The organism is Ancylobacter sp. TW_SC_1 (assembly GCF_056836805.1).
Window position 1 is genome coordinate 1 of record NZ_JBWZZR010000002.1, and the last position, 16,112, is coordinate 16,112.

General features: G+C 64.5%; 18 protein-coding genes, 1 tRNA gene and 1 other RNA gene. 1 reads left to right on the forward strand and 19 read right to left on the reverse strand.

Annotated features, from left to right (window positions below):
• Positions 1–11: 11 nt before the first annotated feature.
• The 10 genes from AC1PZ7_RS22915 to AC1PZ7_RS22960 all read right to left on the reverse strand — a co-directional run bounded on the left by AC1PZ7_RS22915 (position 12) and on the right by AC1PZ7_RS22960 (position 4,305).
• Positions 12–98, reverse strand: a tRNA-Leu gene (locus tag AC1PZ7_RS22915).
• A gap of 3 nt (positions 99–101) precedes the next feature.
• On the reverse strand, positions 102–1,145 hold the full coding sequence (locus AC1PZ7_RS22920; protein ID WP_482359750.1) for a tyrosine-type recombinase/integrase: 1,044 nt from the start codon (positions 1,143–1,145) through the stop codon (positions 102–104).
• Positions 1,142–1,456: a helix-turn-helix domain-containing protein gene (locus AC1PZ7_RS22925; RefSeq protein ID WP_482359751.1), complete on the reverse strand. Its 315-nt coding sequence runs from the start codon at positions 1,454–1,456 to the stop codon at positions 1,142–1,144. The genes AC1PZ7_RS22920 and AC1PZ7_RS22925 overlap by 4 nt, the downstream gene beginning before the upstream one ends.
• 73 nt (positions 1,457–1,529) lie before the next feature.
• Positions 1,530–1,694, reverse strand: a complete 165-nt coding sequence (locus AC1PZ7_RS22930; protein WP_482359752.1) for a hypothetical protein — start codon at positions 1,692–1,694, stop codon at positions 1,530–1,532.
• A 179-nt stretch (positions 1,695–1,873) separates the two neighbouring features.
• Positions 1,874–1,940: hammerhead ribozyme type II (locus tag AC1PZ7_RS22935), an RNA gene on the reverse strand.
• A gap of 106 nt (positions 1,941–2,046) precedes the next feature.
• Positions 2,047–2,466 carry a hypothetical protein gene (locus tag AC1PZ7_RS22940; RefSeq protein WP_482359753.1) on the reverse strand — a complete coding sequence of 140 codons (420 nt, stop codon included), beginning with the start codon at positions 2,464–2,466 and terminating at the stop codon, positions 2,047–2,049.
• Positions 2,459–3,085: a hypothetical protein gene (locus AC1PZ7_RS22945; protein ID WP_482359754.1), complete on the reverse strand. Its 627-nt coding sequence runs from the start codon at positions 3,083–3,085 to the stop codon at positions 2,459–2,461. The genes AC1PZ7_RS22940 and AC1PZ7_RS22945 overlap by 8 nt, the downstream gene beginning before the upstream one ends.
• A gap of 439 nt (positions 3,086–3,524) precedes the next feature.
• Positions 3,525–3,899, reverse strand: coding sequence for a hypothetical protein (locus AC1PZ7_RS22950; protein ID WP_482359755.1), 375 nt, complete (start codon positions 3,897–3,899; stop codon positions 3,525–3,527).
• A gap of 2 nt (positions 3,900–3,901) precedes the next feature.
• A complete protein-coding gene (locus AC1PZ7_RS22955; RefSeq protein WP_482359756.1) occupies positions 3,902–4,111 on the reverse strand; it encodes a hypothetical protein in 210 nt (69 codons plus the stop codon).
• A 2-nt stretch (positions 4,112–4,113) separates the two neighbouring features.
• The gene (locus AC1PZ7_RS22960; RefSeq protein ID WP_482359757.1) at positions 4,114–4,305 is read right to left on the reverse strand and encodes a hypothetical protein; all 192 of its coding nucleotides are present in this window, start codon (positions 4,303–4,305) and stop codon (positions 4,114–4,116) included.
• 772 nt (positions 4,306–5,077) lie between these two features.
• Between AC1PZ7_RS22960 and AC1PZ7_RS22965 the strand changes: the two genes are divergently transcribed.
• Complete coding sequence (locus AC1PZ7_RS22965; protein ID WP_482359758.1) at positions 5,078–5,536, forward strand: hypothetical protein; 459 nt, start codon at positions 5,078–5,080, stop codon at positions 5,534–5,536.
• 498 nt (positions 5,537–6,034) lie between these two features.
• Here the strand turns inward: AC1PZ7_RS22965 and terL are convergent, their stop codons facing one another.
• The 9 genes from terL to AC1PZ7_RS23010 all read right to left on the reverse strand — a co-directional run bounded on the left by terL (position 6,035) and on the right by AC1PZ7_RS23010 (position 16,103).
• The gene (gene terL, locus AC1PZ7_RS22970; RefSeq protein ID WP_482359759.1) at positions 6,035–7,723 is read right to left on the reverse strand and encodes a phage terminase large subunit; all 1,689 of its coding nucleotides are present in this window, start codon (positions 7,721–7,723) and stop codon (positions 6,035–6,037) included.
• Positions 7,724–7,787: 64 nt separating this feature from the next.
• Positions 7,788–8,015, reverse strand: coding sequence for a hypothetical protein (locus AC1PZ7_RS22975; RefSeq protein ID WP_482359760.1), 228 nt, complete (start codon positions 8,013–8,015; stop codon positions 7,788–7,790).
• Positions 8,012–8,254 (reverse strand): hypothetical protein, encoded by a 243-nt coding sequence (locus AC1PZ7_RS22980; protein WP_482359761.1) that lies wholly within the window; start codon positions 8,252–8,254, stop codon positions 8,012–8,014. Before AC1PZ7_RS22980 ends, AC1PZ7_RS22975 begins: the two co-directional genes overlap by 4 nt.
• Positions 8,251–8,667: a hypothetical protein gene (locus tag AC1PZ7_RS22985; protein WP_482359762.1), complete on the reverse strand. Its 417-nt coding sequence runs from the start codon at positions 8,665–8,667 to the stop codon at positions 8,251–8,253. The genes AC1PZ7_RS22980 and AC1PZ7_RS22985 overlap by 4 nt, the downstream gene beginning before the upstream one ends.
• Positions 8,664–10,400, reverse strand: a complete 1,737-nt coding sequence (locus tag AC1PZ7_RS22990; RefSeq protein WP_482359763.1) for a hypothetical protein — start codon at positions 10,398–10,400, stop codon at positions 8,664–8,666. Before AC1PZ7_RS22990 ends, AC1PZ7_RS22985 begins: the two co-directional genes overlap by 4 nt.
• On the reverse strand, positions 10,400–10,648 hold the full coding sequence (locus AC1PZ7_RS22995; protein WP_482359764.1) for a spike base protein, RCAP_Rcc01079 family: 249 nt from the start codon (positions 10,646–10,648) through the stop codon (positions 10,400–10,402). The genes AC1PZ7_RS22990 and AC1PZ7_RS22995 overlap by 1 nt, the downstream gene beginning before the upstream one ends.
• Before the next feature lie 9 nt (positions 10,649–10,657).
• Positions 10,658–11,074, reverse strand: coding sequence for a hypothetical protein (locus AC1PZ7_RS23000; protein ID WP_482359765.1), 417 nt, complete (start codon positions 11,072–11,074; stop codon positions 10,658–10,660).
• A complete protein-coding gene (locus AC1PZ7_RS23005; RefSeq protein WP_482359766.1) occupies positions 11,071–12,426 on the reverse strand; it encodes a phage tail fiber domain-containing protein in 1,356 nt (451 codons plus the stop codon). The genes AC1PZ7_RS23000 and AC1PZ7_RS23005 overlap by 4 nt, the downstream gene beginning before the upstream one ends.
• Before the next feature lie 29 nt (positions 12,427–12,455).
• Positions 12,456–16,103: a hypothetical protein gene (locus AC1PZ7_RS23010; RefSeq protein ID WP_482359767.1), complete on the reverse strand. Its 3,648-nt coding sequence runs from the start codon at positions 16,101–16,103 to the stop codon at positions 12,456–12,458.
• Positions 16,104–16,112 lie beyond the last annotated feature (9 nt).

Sequence of the window (16,112 nt, forward strand, 5' to 3'; positions counted from 1 at the left end):
TTGCTGAGGGGTGGTGCGGACGGCGGGGGTCGAACCCGCAAACCCTTACGGGCGAGGGGTTTTAAGCCCCTTGCGTCTACCAGTTTCGCCACGTCCGCATGTCACTCGGCCAGCTCTTTGTCACCGAGTTTGTCACCTCCTTCGAGCACCTTGAGCACGTCGTCAAGGTGCTTGGGCGCGAGGTGCGCATAGCGGAGCGTCGTCTGGATGGCCTTGTGCCCCATCCACGTCTTGACCCGCATGAGGTCAACACCCCGCTGGACCAGTCGGGAGGCGCACGTGTGGCGGAACGTGTGGATGACGGCCTCCCCGATGAAGGGGTGATGCGTCCGCAGGCGTTCCCAAACCGAGCGGAGCGTGCTGCGGTTGATCCAGACGAACGGGCCTGCATCCCCCGCCCCGGCCGCTCGACGGCGCTCTATGGCCTCCCTAGCGCGTCCCGTGAGGGGCACGGTTCGGCTGTTGCCGGCCTTCGTCTCCCAAAAGGTGACGGAGCGGTTCCCCTTCGAGACATCCTCCCAGCGCAGCTTGTACGCCTCCCCGACGCGCGCGCCGGTGTCCACGAGGAAAAGGAAAAGGTCGCGGTGCGCAACGTCGCCCCAAAGCAGGAGCGTGTTGAACATGTCGGCCTCCTCCTCCTCGCTGAACCAGCGGAGACGCCCCTCGCCTTCCTTCTGGCGCGGGAGGTCTGGCAGTTTCTCGATGAGGGAGAGCTTTTGCGCCGTCTTGGCGAGGCTGGAGATGGCCGCGAGGTGCCGGTTGATGGTGCTGCCTGAGCGTTCCCCATCGCGCAGGAACTCGACGTACTCATGGACTTGCGAAGTGTCGAGCGCCTCGGCTGGAGGCGTCGAAGGCCCCACCCATCGGACGAATGCCTTCGCGGTAAGGAGCATGACGCCCGACTTCTGAGACGCCCAGCGCACGGCGTTCACGCGGCTCACAAGGGCGTCAATCGTGGTGATGTCTCGCCCCGGCCTGCGGTCGCGGGGGCCTGCCGGAAGGGCCTTCCCCCGCTTGATCGCGGCGAGGGCTTCCAGCTCCCACGCCTCGGCATCCTCTATGGTGCGGAACCCGAACTCCCGCACCCGTTTGCCATTGGACATGAAGTCCACAAAGTAGGTCGCGCCTTTCGGCCTGACGCTCATAATCTGTCCTCCTCACGTGCGATGAGAGCGCGCGCCAAGAGGCCGGAGCCCTTCTCGGAGAGCCAACGGCGCTTGGAACGCTCGTCCTCCCCGACTTCCTCCTCAATGAGGCCGCGCTCGCGCAGTTTGATGAAATTCTCAGAAATTCGGGGCGCTATAACGCCTAAGCGTCGCGCTAGGTCGGTGGCCGTTGATTCGCCCTCAACGGCAAGGGCGAGGAACGTGACAAGCTCCATGCTGGAGCCTTTAAGCTGCTCTCGCAGCGTCATTATTGCGTCCAGAAAGGGCGCCGCTTTCTTCGAGATATCCATAGAACCTCCTGCACGCGCTCACCGCGTTACGGTTGCATTCTGGCATAGGTGCTACGGATAAGCGACACGTTCCTCAGGGGGGCGGAAACACGTAGGCGCTCACGTAAGCGGTCCCTATCCAAAGCTCGATATGCTGCCCGTCACGGCGCCACGTGATGAACGGACGCTTGCGCCGCGTGTAGCCGCCTTCGACGGCCGCCTCTAAAAGGCGCGGGATGCGCACGTAGAAGGACTTCATTCCTACACTGCCTTGATGTTGGGGCATTCATTCCTAGAACCTTTCGTCAGATACACATACGCAGGCGAAGGCGTCAAGAACGAACCGTGAACAAACGGGTAACGATGCACCCCTTATCCACGCTTCGGCGTTTGCCAGATTGTCACTTTACGGGGGCCTTCACGAGCCGATTGCGGCCTCGTTGGCTGGCATCATCAGGCGCGCGGCACCGCCCGCACGCGACGGGCTAAGAGGCCCGTTTCGCCGTCTTCTAAAGGGCTGAGACGCCCCGTTGTCCAATGAGTTTTGTGAATCACTCAGGGCGGAATGATTCACGCCGTTGATGGGGAACGCGCGCGCTGGCGCGGAACCGCTAGGCGTAGATCAGCCCATCGTCCCCAACGTACGGCCACACCTCGCCGGCCTTGGTAGCCGCCTCATCTAGCGCCGTGGCGTGCGGTTCCGGCCAATCGCCATCCCAAAACCCCGCCCCGTGCCTGCACCGGGTGAGCCAGAAGTCGTGACCGGCCATAGCGGCCTTGCGGGCCGCGAGGCTGCCCTCAAACTCGCGTGAGAGGGGCGCGCCTTCACATTGGATATGCGCGAGGTTCGCCGCGTAGAAGGCTCGGCAATCGGCCTGCATCACGGCCAGCGTTTCGGGGGCGATATCGTCGATGTCGCGGCCCGTGTCGAGCGGCTCGCCTTCGTCATCCGTGGAAGACCAAAGCGCGGCGCCGACATAGGCCCGGAAGAAATGCCATTCGGGGGAGCCTTCGCGGAGGGTGTCAGTCATTGGCCCGGCCTCCCGAAGGGGCGAGGGCGCGGAGGACGGCTAGGGCGCGGTCGGCGTCGAGGGTTGCCACCCGGTCAATGCCGAGCTTGCCGTCTGCGTAGAGCCGCCCGGTCAAGTAGAGGTCTCCCCTCCCCCAAACCTTGGCCTCGCACTGGCCCGGCTCAATGCGCGGATCAACGTCGAGCCAAGGGCAAGCCGCGCGGAGCGCCTCAACATGCCCCATGAGGGCCGTGGCGCGTTGCTCCGCTTCGGCCACCTTCGCGCGGGTCGCTTCGAGGCATTCACGGGCGGGTGCCAGGACGCGCCGTGACACGTCCGCCGCAAGCCTCTCGATAGGCCGCGCGGTGCTGATACAAGCGGAAGGCCAGCTTATCCGGTCGGAATGGTGCAACTGCCGAGCGAGGTCGCCAGCGCTGGCACCTACGGCAACCTTGTCGCCCTTGTCGCGGCGCATCCAGAATTCGATGCCGTCCACGATGAACCTACCGACGCCATAGGGGCCCTCTTCGGCCTGCGTCAGGGTGCCGCCCATGGCCGCACTAAGGGCGGCAGCGAACGCGGCGACGTCAACGAAAGGCGCGTCCCAACGGTCGCGCTTGATGAACGGGTTATCAGTCATCGGGGTTGCCTCTAGAGCTTGAGGATTGGTAAGGTTCCCCCCGGCAACCCCACGCCCTTGCGAGCGTGAGGAAGCCGTCTCTAGAGCCAGAGAATGAATAGGGCCGTGAGGGCTGCCACCCTCGCGGCTTTCTTCATTTTCGGGACCTTTCCAGAAACGAAGACGAGCACCACGATTTGCATGGTTCGTTTCTCCGGGGGGTATCAGCCGGACTTGATCGCCCGGCCGGGCACGCTAGGCGCACCACAAGGCGCACCCGATGCGGGCCGGATGCGCCCTAGCTGCGTCTCGTTGTGGGGTTGTTAGGGGCGCGCCATGGCGTCCCGATAGGACACCACTGCGCCGAGGCAGCGGGAGCGGAGATAGACGCGCCCCCGGAAGTCATGGGCGAGCCAATCGCCCGTTGCAGGGTGAAATGAGACCATCAAGCGGCGCATGTTCAAGCCGCCACCCGAAGCCGGGGCGGGTTAGCGAGCGCCTTACGCGCCTCGCGGCAAGCCTCATGCACCATATCGGTGAAGTAGCTGCCATACCGGCACCCGTCCGCCGCGCTCTTGGCGCCTAGGCCGATATGGTCGCGGAAGTCGGCAGGGTCAGAGTGGATCGAATTTCCGAGGTAGTCGCAGGCGACCAGAAGGCCGTCCAAGGTGACGGAGACACGGAAGCAGTAGACGCCCCATTCGCCGCTCTGGCACTTCGCAAGCACCTCGCCGGTGTCGTCCCACGATAGGTCCGCGTCGTCTTCCCACTGCCAGTCCAACGAGACCGCGAAGCGTGCCGTGCGGAAGGTCCAAAGGTTGTTCCAGCGGCTCATGATCATGCCCCCCCGTTGAGCTTCGCCACGGCTGCGTAGATGTCCGCTTGCTTATCGCCCGTGGTGATGATCCGCATGTTGTGCTTGGCGTAGTAGTCCAAGCCGTCTGTCTTCTCGTCTTCCACCGTCTGGCGGTCATAGTCCCCGAAGTGTATGCCCCAAGGCGACTTGGCGTTGTCCCGAACGAGGAGCGTGTAGTAGGTGCGAGCCATGATCACGCCCCCATCAGCTTGAAGGCGACCGCCTTGCGGGTCATCCAACGCGCCCAAAGCGTGGCGCGCATCCGGTGGAACGGCCCGGCGAAGTAAGAGGCCCGGATGGTCCGCCCATCGTGAGCGTTGAAGACTTCCGCCAGCGAACCGCCAGCGAATGGCGTGGTGACTTCGTAGTCTCGAAAGACGCGCATTGCGGCCCCCTTATTGCAACGATAAAGCGTCGCATTTGGACGTGGTTTCGGCCCTGCTAGGCCATCATCAGGGGTGCAGCATCAGCACCCGACCTATTCACTTTTCAAACAACCCGCCGCTAGCCCGGTGCCGTTCGGCGTTGGGCGTCGCTTCGTTGAGATGCAACGTATTTCCGTCGTATCGGGATTGCAAGCAAGAAAATGCTCGTTGATTGAATTTTTTTGCGGATCGTTCAATTGCAACGGTTTGTGCGCCTTCATTGTCACCAATCGGTGACAAAGCGCAGCGCGGGAATGCGCCACAAGCGACGCAATGGCGTCACGCTAGGCGCGGCCATCCGTGGCGCCTAGGGCTGGCGTTAGGGTGCTCGCCGGGCGGTCGTTAGGGTGCCACAAAGGGGATAGACGGGGATTGGACACCCCATCAAACACGGACACACGAAAGCTTTTGCTCATGTCGAGCATAAGTCACTCAAGGCGCCCCATCAGGCCCGCCTCACATACCCATAAGATGCCACATCTAACGCGAACCAAGGCGCCGCAACGGTTCCCGCGCCCGTGGTGACAATGCGAGGTGACAGGGTGCCCGCCCTGCCCCGCTCAAATGCCAATTCGAGGCCCCCGGAGGGGGGTTTCGCGCACCTTTCTCTATTCAGATGCGCACACGGATTTTCCCCACAAATCATCCGGGGTCCCTTCACGAGGACTCCAGCGCCCCCTAGGGTGCCCGGAGAGCGCCGCTGAGAGGGGTTGAGAGGCAGTGACTACAGGAATGCTGTTCAGTTGGGCCGACCTTCGACGCCACCTCCAGACGCACTACGGCAGCGCCGAGTGGACGATGGAGGAGGTGGCGGCCCTAGAGTCCTTCGTCGCCATCTGCAAGAAGGCTGGCGTCCCCATCGTGTTCGACGAGGAGGCGCGGGATTCGGGGCTGGCGATTGTCGAGATGCTCCCCCTGAACACCCGGATCATGATCCATAAGTACCGCTCATCAGGCGGATGGATGAGGCGAGCGGGCCACTCCTTCATGCTCTGCACGGGGCGTATGAACGCAGACCTTTGGGAGGCTCACCCTCCGGGCAGCTCCCTCGCGCGCGCTCTGACCATCATCGCTACTCCGGTGAAGGAGTTGCTGCCCGAACTCTTTGAGGCCCCAGCCCCGAACAAGGAGAGTCCGTGGGCTAGGGTGGTCGCTGGTGATGGTGACAGCCAAGCGCGACGAACCAACTGAGACTTGAGTCCACCACTAGGCTGCCCTCCCCCGAGGGTGCATAGAGGCCCCCTCAAGATACCTCTTGACCTACGCCCTCCTGAGCGCCAGCGAAGGAGGGCACGACCAGCTCAGGGCAGCCAATGAAGACCGCCATCCTCGCCGTAGCTCTATGCCTCGTAGCCGCTCCTTCCAATGCATCGTCAGCGTACCAACGTCTCTCGCCCCTTTCGGCTCGCTACATGGCATGCCTCTCAACGCAGTCGCTCGTATATGCTGGGCAGCATCCTAAGGCGGACGCTCGGGATGTCTTTGACCTTGCGAAGCTCTACTGCGACTCGGCGTGGATGGACCTGATCCGAGATGGCGGGCAAGAGCCGGCGGACCTGATTAGAGATACGGTCTTCGAGGCGCTGAGGTCCGCAAAGGGGGAGTAGCCCCGGTCGGCTCTCTCTATGTAACCAACCGGGGCTCTTCCTATAGTGGGGGGTTAGCCAAAGCGTTGCGGCGTAAGGCTTTCTACATCCACGTCTGAGGCCATTCTCTGGCCCCTAGAACGCCCTCCATGAACCGCTCAAGCTCCTCGTCCATGAGCCTCGCGTTGTGCTCAGAGGCGGCCTTGTCGGTGTCTGAGGCCATCTGCTCCACCCAATACTGACACGCCCCCGCGAGGGCATCCAAGCGGTCGTCGTGCTTCAGGGCGCCGCGCTCCTTGGTGAGGCGGGTGAGCTGGTGGAACAGGCTGTAGTGGCTGGCGAGTTCGACCGCCAAGCCCTCGACCGAGCGGAGGTCTTCTTCGACCACCTTGCGGTCCACGATGATCCGGTGCTGGTTCATCAGGGGCTCCAGCGTCTCGGCGATGCGGGCCTCCTTCTGCCCCTTCGCTCGCACCTCCTCCACCGTGACCGGGTGAACGCGGGTGAGGACGGGCTTCATGAGCTGCGTGAACATGCCGTCACCGAAGTTGCTCTCGATGAGCACCCGGTTGACGCCCTGCTCCTTCGCGATGAGCGCGAGGCGCCGAAGCGTGTCCTCGCTGTAGCCGCCTAGGAAGCCGCCCGAGGCGGTCACGCAGAGCCACCCGTGGATGATCTTCACCACGGCATAGGCCGTCTCGTCCTTGCCTCGGCCCGAGGGGTCGATGAACATCACCGAGCCGGTGTACTCGGCCATCTCGTTAGCGGTCCACATGGGCCGGTGGAAGCGGTCTCCGCTCATTCCGGGGTTCGGGATGTCCTCAAGGACTTGGTCCACGCCGGCCGCCCACACGAACTTCACGGGGGCCATGCGGGGGTCGAGGGTGAACACGAGGAGGTCGGAGAGCTTCAGCGGGTAGCGGTCGGCATCCGAGAGCGAGCTGTCGAGCATGAACTGAAGCGCGAAGCCCGAGCGTCCGTACTCTGCCTCCTTCTCCCTCAGCACCTCCTCAGGGAAGCGCGGGGACACCGGGTCGCCGGCCTTGGCCCCGTTTGCCATCAGCCCGAGGATGTAGGGAGCGAGCCGCCCGGCGTACTTCTCGGGGTTCGTGGGGATGCGCGCGGGCCAGATGCGGATTTCGTACCCGCGTCCAGGGAGGTCATTGTAGATCGACATTTCGGACTGCGGCGTGCCGAGGTAGGTGATGTACCCGCTCTCGGGCTTCACGACCGCCGCGAACTCCTTGACCAGCTCCAGAAGGCGCTCTCGGGCCTGCGTGGTGTAGGAGTTGTTCGTGGTCTCGATGTCGTCCGCGATGATTTCGTCAGCGCGGGAGCCGGTAATCTGACCGGTGATGCCCACGGACTTGACGGAGGGGTCCTTCGACGTTCGGGCCGGGCCGAAGTCGAACATCACCACGCTGTCCTTCTGGCCCTCTCGGGGGCGCAGATGTTGCAGCATGGGCATTTCGTCGATGATCTTCTTGACGAACATCGACAAGGAGTCGGCCGCCACCTTCGAGGCGGACACGACCATCATCTTCCAGTCGTGGTTCGTGTAGCCGCGCCAAGCGACGAAGGCCCCGTAAATCCAAGACTTCCCGACTCCTCGGAAAGCCATGATCATCTTCTTCTTGGGGCCGTGCTGGAGATAGGCGGCGATGTCGTACTGTTCGGGCGTCGGGTCGGGCAGGCCGAGGTGTTTCCAGACGAGGAACAGGAAGTTTCGGAAGTCGGCCTTGATCGGGTCCGCGTGGACGAAGACCGGGCCGTTCGGCTTGGTGATGGGCACTCCTGAAATGGAAGCGCCCCCTCAGAGGGTGTCCAAGGGGGCGCAATAGGTGGGCGATAGCGGCTTAGTGGGCCGCGTGAGGCTCGTCTTCGTCTCCCGTGAAGGGGAGCGAATGGAGCACGTTCTGCACGGCCGGCGAGGTCACGGAAGCCGTGATGCCGTTGTCCTTGAGGAACTTGATGGCAGCCGAGATATCGGCCGCAGTCGCCTCCCCGCGCTGGATGCGGTCGGCTAGCTCCTTCGCCACGGCGGCGTGCAGGGAGTCGAGGGTATCGTTGTCAGCCTTGCTCACGAGAAGAAGCGTTCCAGTTTGGCTCGGAAGAGGGTCCAGAGGCCGGCGAGGACGGCGAGACCGCCACCCCAATAGGCCAGCTTGTTCGCGTGGCGCGCCTGCCCGGCTTCAAGAGCCTCGACGCGGCCTTCGAGTTTGATGCGCGCCTCTCTTTCGGTAGCGGCGCTGGCGCTGATGCCGTCGAGCTTTCCCTCGATACGGCCAAGGGCACGGTGGAGTTCGGTGTCGGTTGCGTTCACATTTCAGTCTCTTCGGGCACCGGCTGGAGCCCGAGTAAGGTGAGGGCCTCATGGCCCGGCACACCAACAACCGCGCTGATGCGGTCAGGGGCAGCAGGGAAGGCCGCTAGCGGCTCCTCCCCGCCTTCTACAGGCCGCATATCCGAGACCGCGAGCAACGCCTGAGCGCGCTCTGCGGCGTCCATATCGGCTCCCCATGCGGGGATGGTGAGGGGTTCATCAGGCACCCGGATGAAGGCCGGCCATACGGGGCCAGACGCGACAGCGTAGCGTTCGCCCGCTGCGTCCTGCCAAGCCGCGCTGCGGAAGGTCTGTCCGTCAGCCTCCCCGTAACCTACGCAGCGCGCCAGTTCGTTGGCGTCTCCGATCAAAGCGGCCGGCACGGCGATAGTGACTATCATCTGCTCAGTCATGAAACCCTCGGCGCGGCGGCCTTGTAGGGGTGGCCATCGTCGAGCAGGGACACGGCGTCGCTTGTCCACGCGCACCAGCCCTCGAACTTGGCTTCATCCTCGGGGGATAGGCAGGCGTCGATATAGGCGTGTGAGCCGAGCCGGATGTATCCGCCCATGCTGTACTCGCCGCCGTTGTCTTCGAAGGCGGGGGATGGCGAGGTCCCGGCGTTTATCGTAAGCCCATTATGACGGAAGCCGTATTCACCGACGGGTCGGCTCGTCTTAGCGGAAATGAGGCACGGCGCGCCGTCTTCGATAACCCACCCGCTGGTGTAGAGGTCCGCGAGGCTGGGGGTCCGGTTGAGGCCGAGAACCCGCTTCCCCCCGCTTGAGTAGCTCTTGACCAAGCCCCACGCTCCCGGCGCGTCGTTTCCGACAATGGTTAGCCAGTTGGCGGGGTCGGAACCGATAAAGGCGAACAGGCCGATGAACGTTCGTGCCGCAGGGGCCGGAGACATGCCCTCTATGCGCCAGTTGCGGTTCCAATCGCTGAACATGCAGGGGCCTCCCGCCAGCCCTGTTGCCTCGTAGGCCGGCCGGGCCGCCTCGTCCGGCTGTGTGTAGCGCATCGAACCGGCCGCCGCATTCCACGCGGTTGCGTCGGCAGCGACCTTGCGGATGTCGAACAGGCCCACAACTTCGGGAAGCTGCTTGGGGGTCCACATGCGGAACGGCGCGCTGACAACACCGAGGAGCTTGTAGGCAATCTCCGCTCCCTCAAGGTCGAGGGTTACGGTCAAGCTCTGTTCGGTAGCTCCGGGGCTTGCGACCCCGTCTGCGAGCCAATAGCCGCCCGGCTTGCTGGCCTGAAGCACGCTACCAGCGTACCCGCTGCCGGCGCTGACAGAGATAGTCGGCGCAGCGAGGCCGGTCTTAGGCCCGAGGAAGCCCTCTATGGCGCTGATTGTGGAAGCATCGGTCGCTCCACTAATCATTACGAGGCCGTAGAGGCGTCCCCGGAAGGGGAACGCTGAGCCCGCACGCATCCCCAAATAGGCGCGATGATTGCCGAAATTCCCGCCCCCTGCGGGTGAGCCGGCAGAGTAGACGCCCGACGACGAACCATCGAAGCGCGCGCGCATCTCGTCGACAATGCCCGAACCAGCGATGTTGAACGCGCAGCTCGTCACAATGTTCGTGTCGAGGGATGCAGGCGCCACTACGGCACCGAGCGAGCTGGAACCGCGCAAACTATACCCCGCGCGGCTTGCGCCCCCACTTCCGCCGCTTGGCGCTGCGAAATTGGCGCTTCCGGGGTAATCCACCGCAAGCGCGCTTGGTGAGGTCTCAAAGAGAAACCCGTAGCCGTTAGGCGCGCCCAAGAACCTGAAGCCCGCCCATGCAGTCATCTTGTCGGATGCGGACAGGTCAAGCGTGCCGATGGTGGACATAAAGTCGTCGACACCGTCGAAGTCGAGATACCAGCGCCCCAATCCATCGGTCTGAAGCGCCGGCCGGGAGAGTGCCGTGGGCTGCACGAAGTGGTTTCCGCGCCCACTCTTGTCGCGCATGAGGGCGACCTGCTGACCCGCTGTGTTGGCCGGAAGGAACCCGTCAATGTCCTGATAGAGCGTCGAGAGGTCAGACGGGTCCAGCCAAACGCCCTGCGCACCGGAAGCGAACAGGGCGGCGATGAGTTCGGCCCGGCGCCCCATAGACGGGATGCCGAAGCCGAAGCCAAGTCGCCGCATCAGGGGACCATGTGGACGTTCGAGACGGTGCCTTCAGCCCACACACGGGTTCCGGCCACCTCAAACCACCCGGCAGGGACGCCGGTTACGGTGCGCTTGATGCCGCGCGCGCTGGTGAAGACAAGGGTGCCGCCAATGCCGACCCAAAGCGCGCGGAAGGGCTCGGGGGTGTCGACGGTGTTCGAGGGGGTGACGGGGATGAGGTCAGCCGCAGGGCCGGTGTTCTTGATGTTATCGAGACTGAGCATTCAATTCCTTCAGATGCGGGTTGAGGCACGGATGAACAGGTCGTCTACCTGCTCTTCGGACAATCCAAGCTCGCTCGCGAGGGCGCTCAGGTAGGCATTGTCCCGCTCAAAAGTGAGCGCGTCCTGCCACCAGATGCGGAGCTGGAAATACGGATGGGTTTCGACAAGCGCCTCTACCTGAGGCAGGAGGCCGTCTTCGTAGAGGATGATGCGTGCCTGAGCGCGGGTGACGGAGGTAGGAACTTCCGCAGCGCGCGGCGCGTAGGCCCACTCCGAGCCGTTCCAATCGTAATCGCCCCCCGGCCGAAGAGGTACCGCCACGGTACCCTCAGGCTGAGCGGCAATGGCCACCTCAAGGCTTTCTGCGATACTCTGCACATACAAGCCATCGGGCCGAATAAGCCCGTATTCTTCAATGCCTCTCATCGTAATTCGGTCCAATTTGTCAGTGTTGCGCTTCCGTTGATGCGGTAATAGTGGCCGGCCGGGACAATAAATCCTGACTGCCACGTCCCCGAAGCGCCAATGACACCCACCGTTACCCACACACTTCCGTTGGCCGATACCTGCATCTCGCGGAGAGCTGACGCTGCCGCCTGAATGTAGACGCCAATTTGGTACCCGGTGGAGTTCTGGTAGACGGTGCTGCCGGAACGCGACGCGGTCACGTCCTGCCAAGCGGCTCCCGGCCGGAGTGCTCTGGAGGAGAGGGCAAAGTAACTCCCCAATTCACCCCAAGCGGAGGTCCAGATGGTACCGTTCACGCGCAGCGCGGCGTGGTTGGTTCCGTTCTGGTCCAGATAGTAAAGGCTCCCATCCCCGCCGCCAGCGAGGTATTTCCGGTAGACGTTCGGCCGATGGAGCGAAAAGCGCGGGGTGCCCTCTGAGGTGTGCTCAATGGACGCCCCGCCGTTCACGGTGAACGGGCCTGCCATGCTGTCGCCACCCGTCCTGCTCACAGGGGAATAGTCGAGCGCCGCCTGCTTGCCGGAAAGAGCTGCGTCGAGGCCGCTAACCTGCGCGATAGTGTGCGCGTGGGAGGAGTTAGCCTTGCCGGTAAGGGATGTCTGGAGCGAACTCAGCGAGCTTTGAAGCGTGTTGAGCGCCGCTGTGACCTTGCCGCCCGCGACGGAACTTCGGTTAGTCACGTCGTCCGAGTCAATCTCGATGATGCCCTGCGCCATTGCGATGACGTCAATAGCTGCCTGAATGTCCGCCGCAGCGAGGCCAGAGAGAGAGCTATCGTAGGCAAGGTCACTGGCCGTGGTCGGGCGCACGGCCTCGTTTGCAGCCGCCGCATTCTGAGCCGCCGCAATCGCCACGGCCTGAGCCCCTTCAGCCGCCTCCTGAGCGGTCAAGGCGCGAGAGGCTGCTGAGTTCGCAATGTCGGTAACAGAGGAGGCCGCCGCCTGCGCGAGTTCCGCCTGCTCCTGAGCCGCCGAAGCCGCCGAAGCCGAACTCACGGCTACCTGAGAAGCCGCCGAGACGGTCTCGTCAAGCTCCTGCACGATGTGCAGTGCGTGGTCGTAGGTGGAGTTGAGGTCCGCCCCCGTGACCGTAGAGCCGTCTGAGAAGCGCACGACGGGCGCGCGGTCAGTCTCGCGATAAACCTCGACCTTGGCCCCCGCTGCCGGTGCCGAGGAGAGCTGGATTTGCGTATCGCTGAGCCACTCGAAGGTTGCGGACGCACCATTTACGCGCGCCTTCACATAGGCGCGCGAGAGCTTTTCGAACGGGACCACGAAGAGACGGTTCGAGCCGTTTCCTACGTAGACCACGTATGTCGTCTGGATTGCTGTTTTCCTTATCAGTTGTGAGACTTGGGGGCGTAGTCAGGGAGGTCCCGCGACATCGCCCCTAGGAGGGTCGTGACGGGGAGGATGTTCTGCCAGATGAGTGGCCGGACCATCGCCCGAACCTCAGCCTTCGAGCGGCGACGGCCCTCCATAAGGGGCTCTACGAGGGCGTTGATGGCGCCCGGAACGTCGTCGATGAGGCCCGTGGTGGGGTTCCCGAAGATGGCATTCGACGCCTGCCCGGTGGACCGGCTGTTGAAGACGCCGCCACGCCCGGCAACGGTCATGACGCTGTCGATGACCATCGGGAGCAGAGCGGACATGCCGGTGCGCTGGAAGCCTCCCATGGCGATGCCCTTGATGGACAGGCGCTCTTCGAGCTGCTTCTCCGTCAGACTAGGCGCGTTCGCCACGGTCTGCATCACGTGACCGAGCTGGGCCGATATACTGGTCGCGAGGAAGGTCGATACGCTCTCCCGGTCCCACATATGGATGTTGTGGAGGAGCTGCTTGGAGTGCGCCCCGATGACGAAGGAGCGGAACTGAAGCAGGACTTGAGCGGCCGGGTGCGACATCCACTGCATGAACATCCCCGGCGAGTTCTCCTGCACGACGCGGCGCGCCATGCGATCCACCGCGCGCTCGAAGTGAGCGGCAGCCTGAAGGTCATCCCACTGGTCCACGTTGATGCGCCTGAGGGTCTTGGAGCCGTCCGCAAGGGAGCGGTGCTGGCGGATTTGGGCGAACACCCTATCGGCCATCTCATCGGACAGGCCGAGGGCGCGAAGGCGCTGGGCGTTCTGTGCCACCGTCCCGTCCGCCATCATCGAGAACTTGTGGAGGATGGCGCTGCCGGTCCAGCGGTGCAGGAGCGTGTTGATGCCGCTGAGGCCAGACACCTCGGCGGTAAACCGCTTGCCGAGCCCGAAGCCCTTCTCCACTGCCTCAAGGCGAGGGCTGGAGGCCGCCACGGTGCCCCATTCAGCGTCACCGGCGATGCGCCATTCGCCCGCCGAGCGGAGGCGTTCAGCGCCGAGGCCGGTGATTGCCTCGAACTCGTCCGTCAGCTCGTGAGTGACGCGGCCGGATCGAGCGTCGCGGACCAATGCACGGAACGCCGGGAAGCCCGACATGGCCGCCTTGACGCCCGCCTGCGAGACGATACCGCCAAGCTCCGCAACCTGTGCGAAGCCCACCTGACCCATCACTCGGAGGAAGCCGTAGTCCCGCGCGAGGCGGCTGACTGTCGAACCCATCGTGTTCGGGTCGTGGATGGGAACGCCGGCCACGTTCTTGAAGAGGTAGTCGAGCAGCTTGATGTCGGCCTCAAGGGCCGTCCTGTCCTGGCCCACCTCGGCCGCCACGGCGCGGACCTTCTGGAGATAGTTCTCCCACTCACCGCCGTGCGTGAAGCCGTCGATGAGGAGGTTCTGCTCGCCGTCCACGTCCTTACCCACCCGCGTGCGGGCGAGTGCCACCCACCCCGAGGTCTGGCGGTTGTAGACGCGGAAGAGCTTGTCAGCGTCCCGCTCAAGGAAGAGGTCCGCGAAGGAGGCCGCCCGTCCGTCCGGCAGCTCCATCCTCAGGTTCTCGTCGAGGAGGACGCGGTGCTTCGTGCGGGCAATCGACCCGCCGTCCACCGGCCGGGACATCTTGGCAATGACATCCTCGGCGTCCTCAGGGTCCACGCCGGGGAGGTCCGAGAGGAGCTTTCGGAGGCCCTCAAGGTCGTCGCTGAACATGGCCCCGCTCTCGCGGATGTTCATGCCGTAGGCGAGTTCCTTGAGCTTCCTGACGTAGCCGCGAGAGACCTTGTCCGCCACCTCCTCGGCCAGCTCGGGGGCCTTGGCGCGCATTGCCGTGGCGACTGCCTTCGAGAGCACGTCCGGCCCGTAGGCGTCGAGCATCTCGACCACCTTGCCGTAGCTGAAGATGCGCGGGAGGTAGTTCGCGTTCTCTGCAATGGTCCCCGCCCCGCCCACCGGGCGAAGCTGGCCGGACAAACCCCACTCCCGGCCGGGGTCGTTCATGGCCTCCAGCCGCGCGCGATAGAACTGCCGGTCGGCCGCCGCCGCCTTCTTCACGTGCGGGCTGAACTCCTCCAGCGGGTCCGTGCTGCTCACGGCGCGGGACACCAGTTCTGTGAACCGGCCGCGCTCAGTCAGGCGCTGGTACCACGAGAGGCCCTGCTCGTCGGCCCAAGCGCGATAGGCGGGCTCGTGCACCTGAGAGCGATACGTCTCGGCGGTGCGCGCAAGCTTTCTCTGCTCTTCGCTCGCGGTCCATACGGTTGCCATGCTCTTGTTCGCATGGCCCACGGCGTCCTCACCGAGGACGTTCGCAGCGGCGCGGGTGGCCGGATTGACCGACTTCTTGCCCTGCGCCGTGGCGTCGAAGCGCGCCTGTCCGAGGGCCGCTCCGGGCGTCGTGTCGTCGCCGCTCAGCCGCACGAAGTCGTGGGCATCCTGCCTCAGCGGCAGGCTGGAGACGCCCTGAGCAGCGCCCGCCGAGCTGTCCTTCGGCCGCAGCGGGACGGCCCCATAGGCCCCCTCCACTTCCTCTACGGTGTCCTTGGAGAACTGCCTCAGGGCAGCCGCCTCCTCGGCCATATGCGGCATCTTGGAGAGCGCCCCGAAGGCCGCCCCCATGAACGCCCCGCCCGCCCCCGCGAGGAGCACCGCATCCCACTCCGGGTTCGGCTTGAGGCTCTCTTCAGCCCCCGCGAGTCCGGCGTTGATGGCCGCCCCTGCCGCCCCGGCGCTGAGGACACGCTGGAGCTTGTTGAGCTTGGTGCCCCACATGATGGCGTTGCCGGTGCCCGCCGTGGCGATGCCCACGCCGATGCCGATGGGGTCCCCCAGCGAGGCCCCTACGGAGAGCAGAGCGCCGGTGATGCCGGCCTCAGAAAGGGTCCGCTGGCGGTCCATCTGAGCGATAAGCTCGTCCCGGATGGCGTTCGCTTGGTCCGCCGAATAGGCGTTCTCGAAGGCGCTCCAGCGGTCGCTCGGGATGCCCTTGGTGAGGGCCTTGAGGCGCTCATCGGTCATCTGGAAGTCGGGATCATCAGGCAGGAGCCACGGCTTGGTGAGGAGCCACCCGGTGAACGAGTGCTCGCGGGCCGCCGCCACGACCGTTTCCCCGATGCCCGGCCCCGGAGCGGCCTCTGCGGCCATCTGCTCGGGGACCGTGATGGGCCTCGTGGGGGAGCGGTCGGAAGGAACGATGTCGGGCACCCCAAGGAGGGCCGCCGCCTTACTCCGGTGGTCCGCCATCTGTTGCTCCACCTTGTCCCTCACGGTGCCTGGAGCGCCCCCAGCGGCGGCGTCCGAGGCGTCGTAACGGCCCACACCGCCCGCGTTGATGGCGCTGTAGATGTCGAGGAGACCCATGCCGGGCTTCACCCCGGCGTCCTTCAGGTAGCGTTCGGCGGCCTCAACCTGCGCCGTGACGGGCATGTCCTGCGACACGCCGTACTTGGCGCGCTGCGGCTCACCCCACTGGATGAGGCCGCGATGCTCGCCCCACTTGGTGGTGGGGCCTTTCTTCCACGGGTCGAAGGTGCCTGCCGTCTCGTAGGACATGGCCGTGGCGAGGTGGATCGGGTCCACCCCGAGGCGTTCTGAGGACGCGCGAATGGCGTCTGCGAGTTCGTTGCTCATGCTCTCCGC

Excerpts from the sequence above, each read along its gene's own strand:
- AC1PZ7_RS22955 (WP_482359756.1), bottom strand. The coding sequence starts at position 4,111 with ATGGCTCGCACCTACTACACGCTCCTCGTTCGGGACAACGCCAAGTCG.
- AC1PZ7_RS22920 (WP_482359750.1), bottom strand. The coding sequence starts at position 1,145 with ATGAGCGTCAGGCCGAAAGGCGCGACCTACTTTGTGGACTTCATGTCC.
- AC1PZ7_RS23000 (WP_482359765.1), bottom strand. The coding sequence starts at position 11,074 with ATGAGAGGCATTGAAGAATACGGGCTTATTCGGCCCGATGGCTTGTAT.
- AC1PZ7_RS23010 (WP_482359767.1), bottom strand. The coding sequence starts at position 16,103 with ATGAGCAACGAACTCGCAGACGCCATTCGCGCGTCCTCAGAACGCCTC.
- AC1PZ7_RS22960 (WP_482359757.1), bottom strand. The coding sequence starts at position 4,305 with ATGCGCGTCTTTCGAGACTACGAAGTCACCACGCCATTCGCTGGCGGT.
- AC1PZ7_RS22985 (WP_482359762.1), bottom strand. The coding sequence starts at position 8,667 with ATGACTGAGCAGATGATAGTCACTATCGCCGTGCCGGCCGCTTTGATC.
- AC1PZ7_RS22995 (WP_482359764.1), bottom strand. The coding sequence starts at position 10,648 with ATGCTCAGTCTCGATAACATCAAGAACACCGGCCCTGCGGCTGACCTC.
- AC1PZ7_RS22965 (WP_482359758.1), top strand. The coding sequence starts at position 5,078 with ATGCTGTTCAGTTGGGCCGACCTTCGACGCCACCTCCAGACGCACTAC.
- AC1PZ7_RS22940 (WP_482359753.1), bottom strand. The coding sequence starts at position 2,466 with ATGACTGACACCCTCCGCGAAGGCTCCCCCGAATGGCATTTCTTCCGG.
- AC1PZ7_RS22990 (WP_482359763.1), bottom strand. The coding sequence starts at position 10,400 with ATGCGGCGACTTGGCTTCGGCTTCGGCATCCCGTCTATGGGGCGCCGG.
- AC1PZ7_RS22945 (WP_482359754.1), bottom strand. The coding sequence starts at position 3,085 with ATGACTGATAACCCGTTCATCAAGCGCGACCGTTGGGACGCGCCTTTC.
- AC1PZ7_RS22930 (WP_482359752.1), bottom strand. The coding sequence starts at position 1,694 with ATGAAGTCCTTCTACGTGCGCATCCCGCGCCTTTTAGAGGCGGCCGTC.
- AC1PZ7_RS22950 (WP_482359755.1), bottom strand. The coding sequence starts at position 3,899 with ATGAGCCGCTGGAACAACCTTTGGACCTTCCGCACGGCACGCTTCGCG.
- AC1PZ7_RS22925 (WP_482359751.1), bottom strand. The coding sequence starts at position 1,456 with ATGGATATCTCGAAGAAAGCGGCGCCCTTTCTGGACGCAATAATGACG.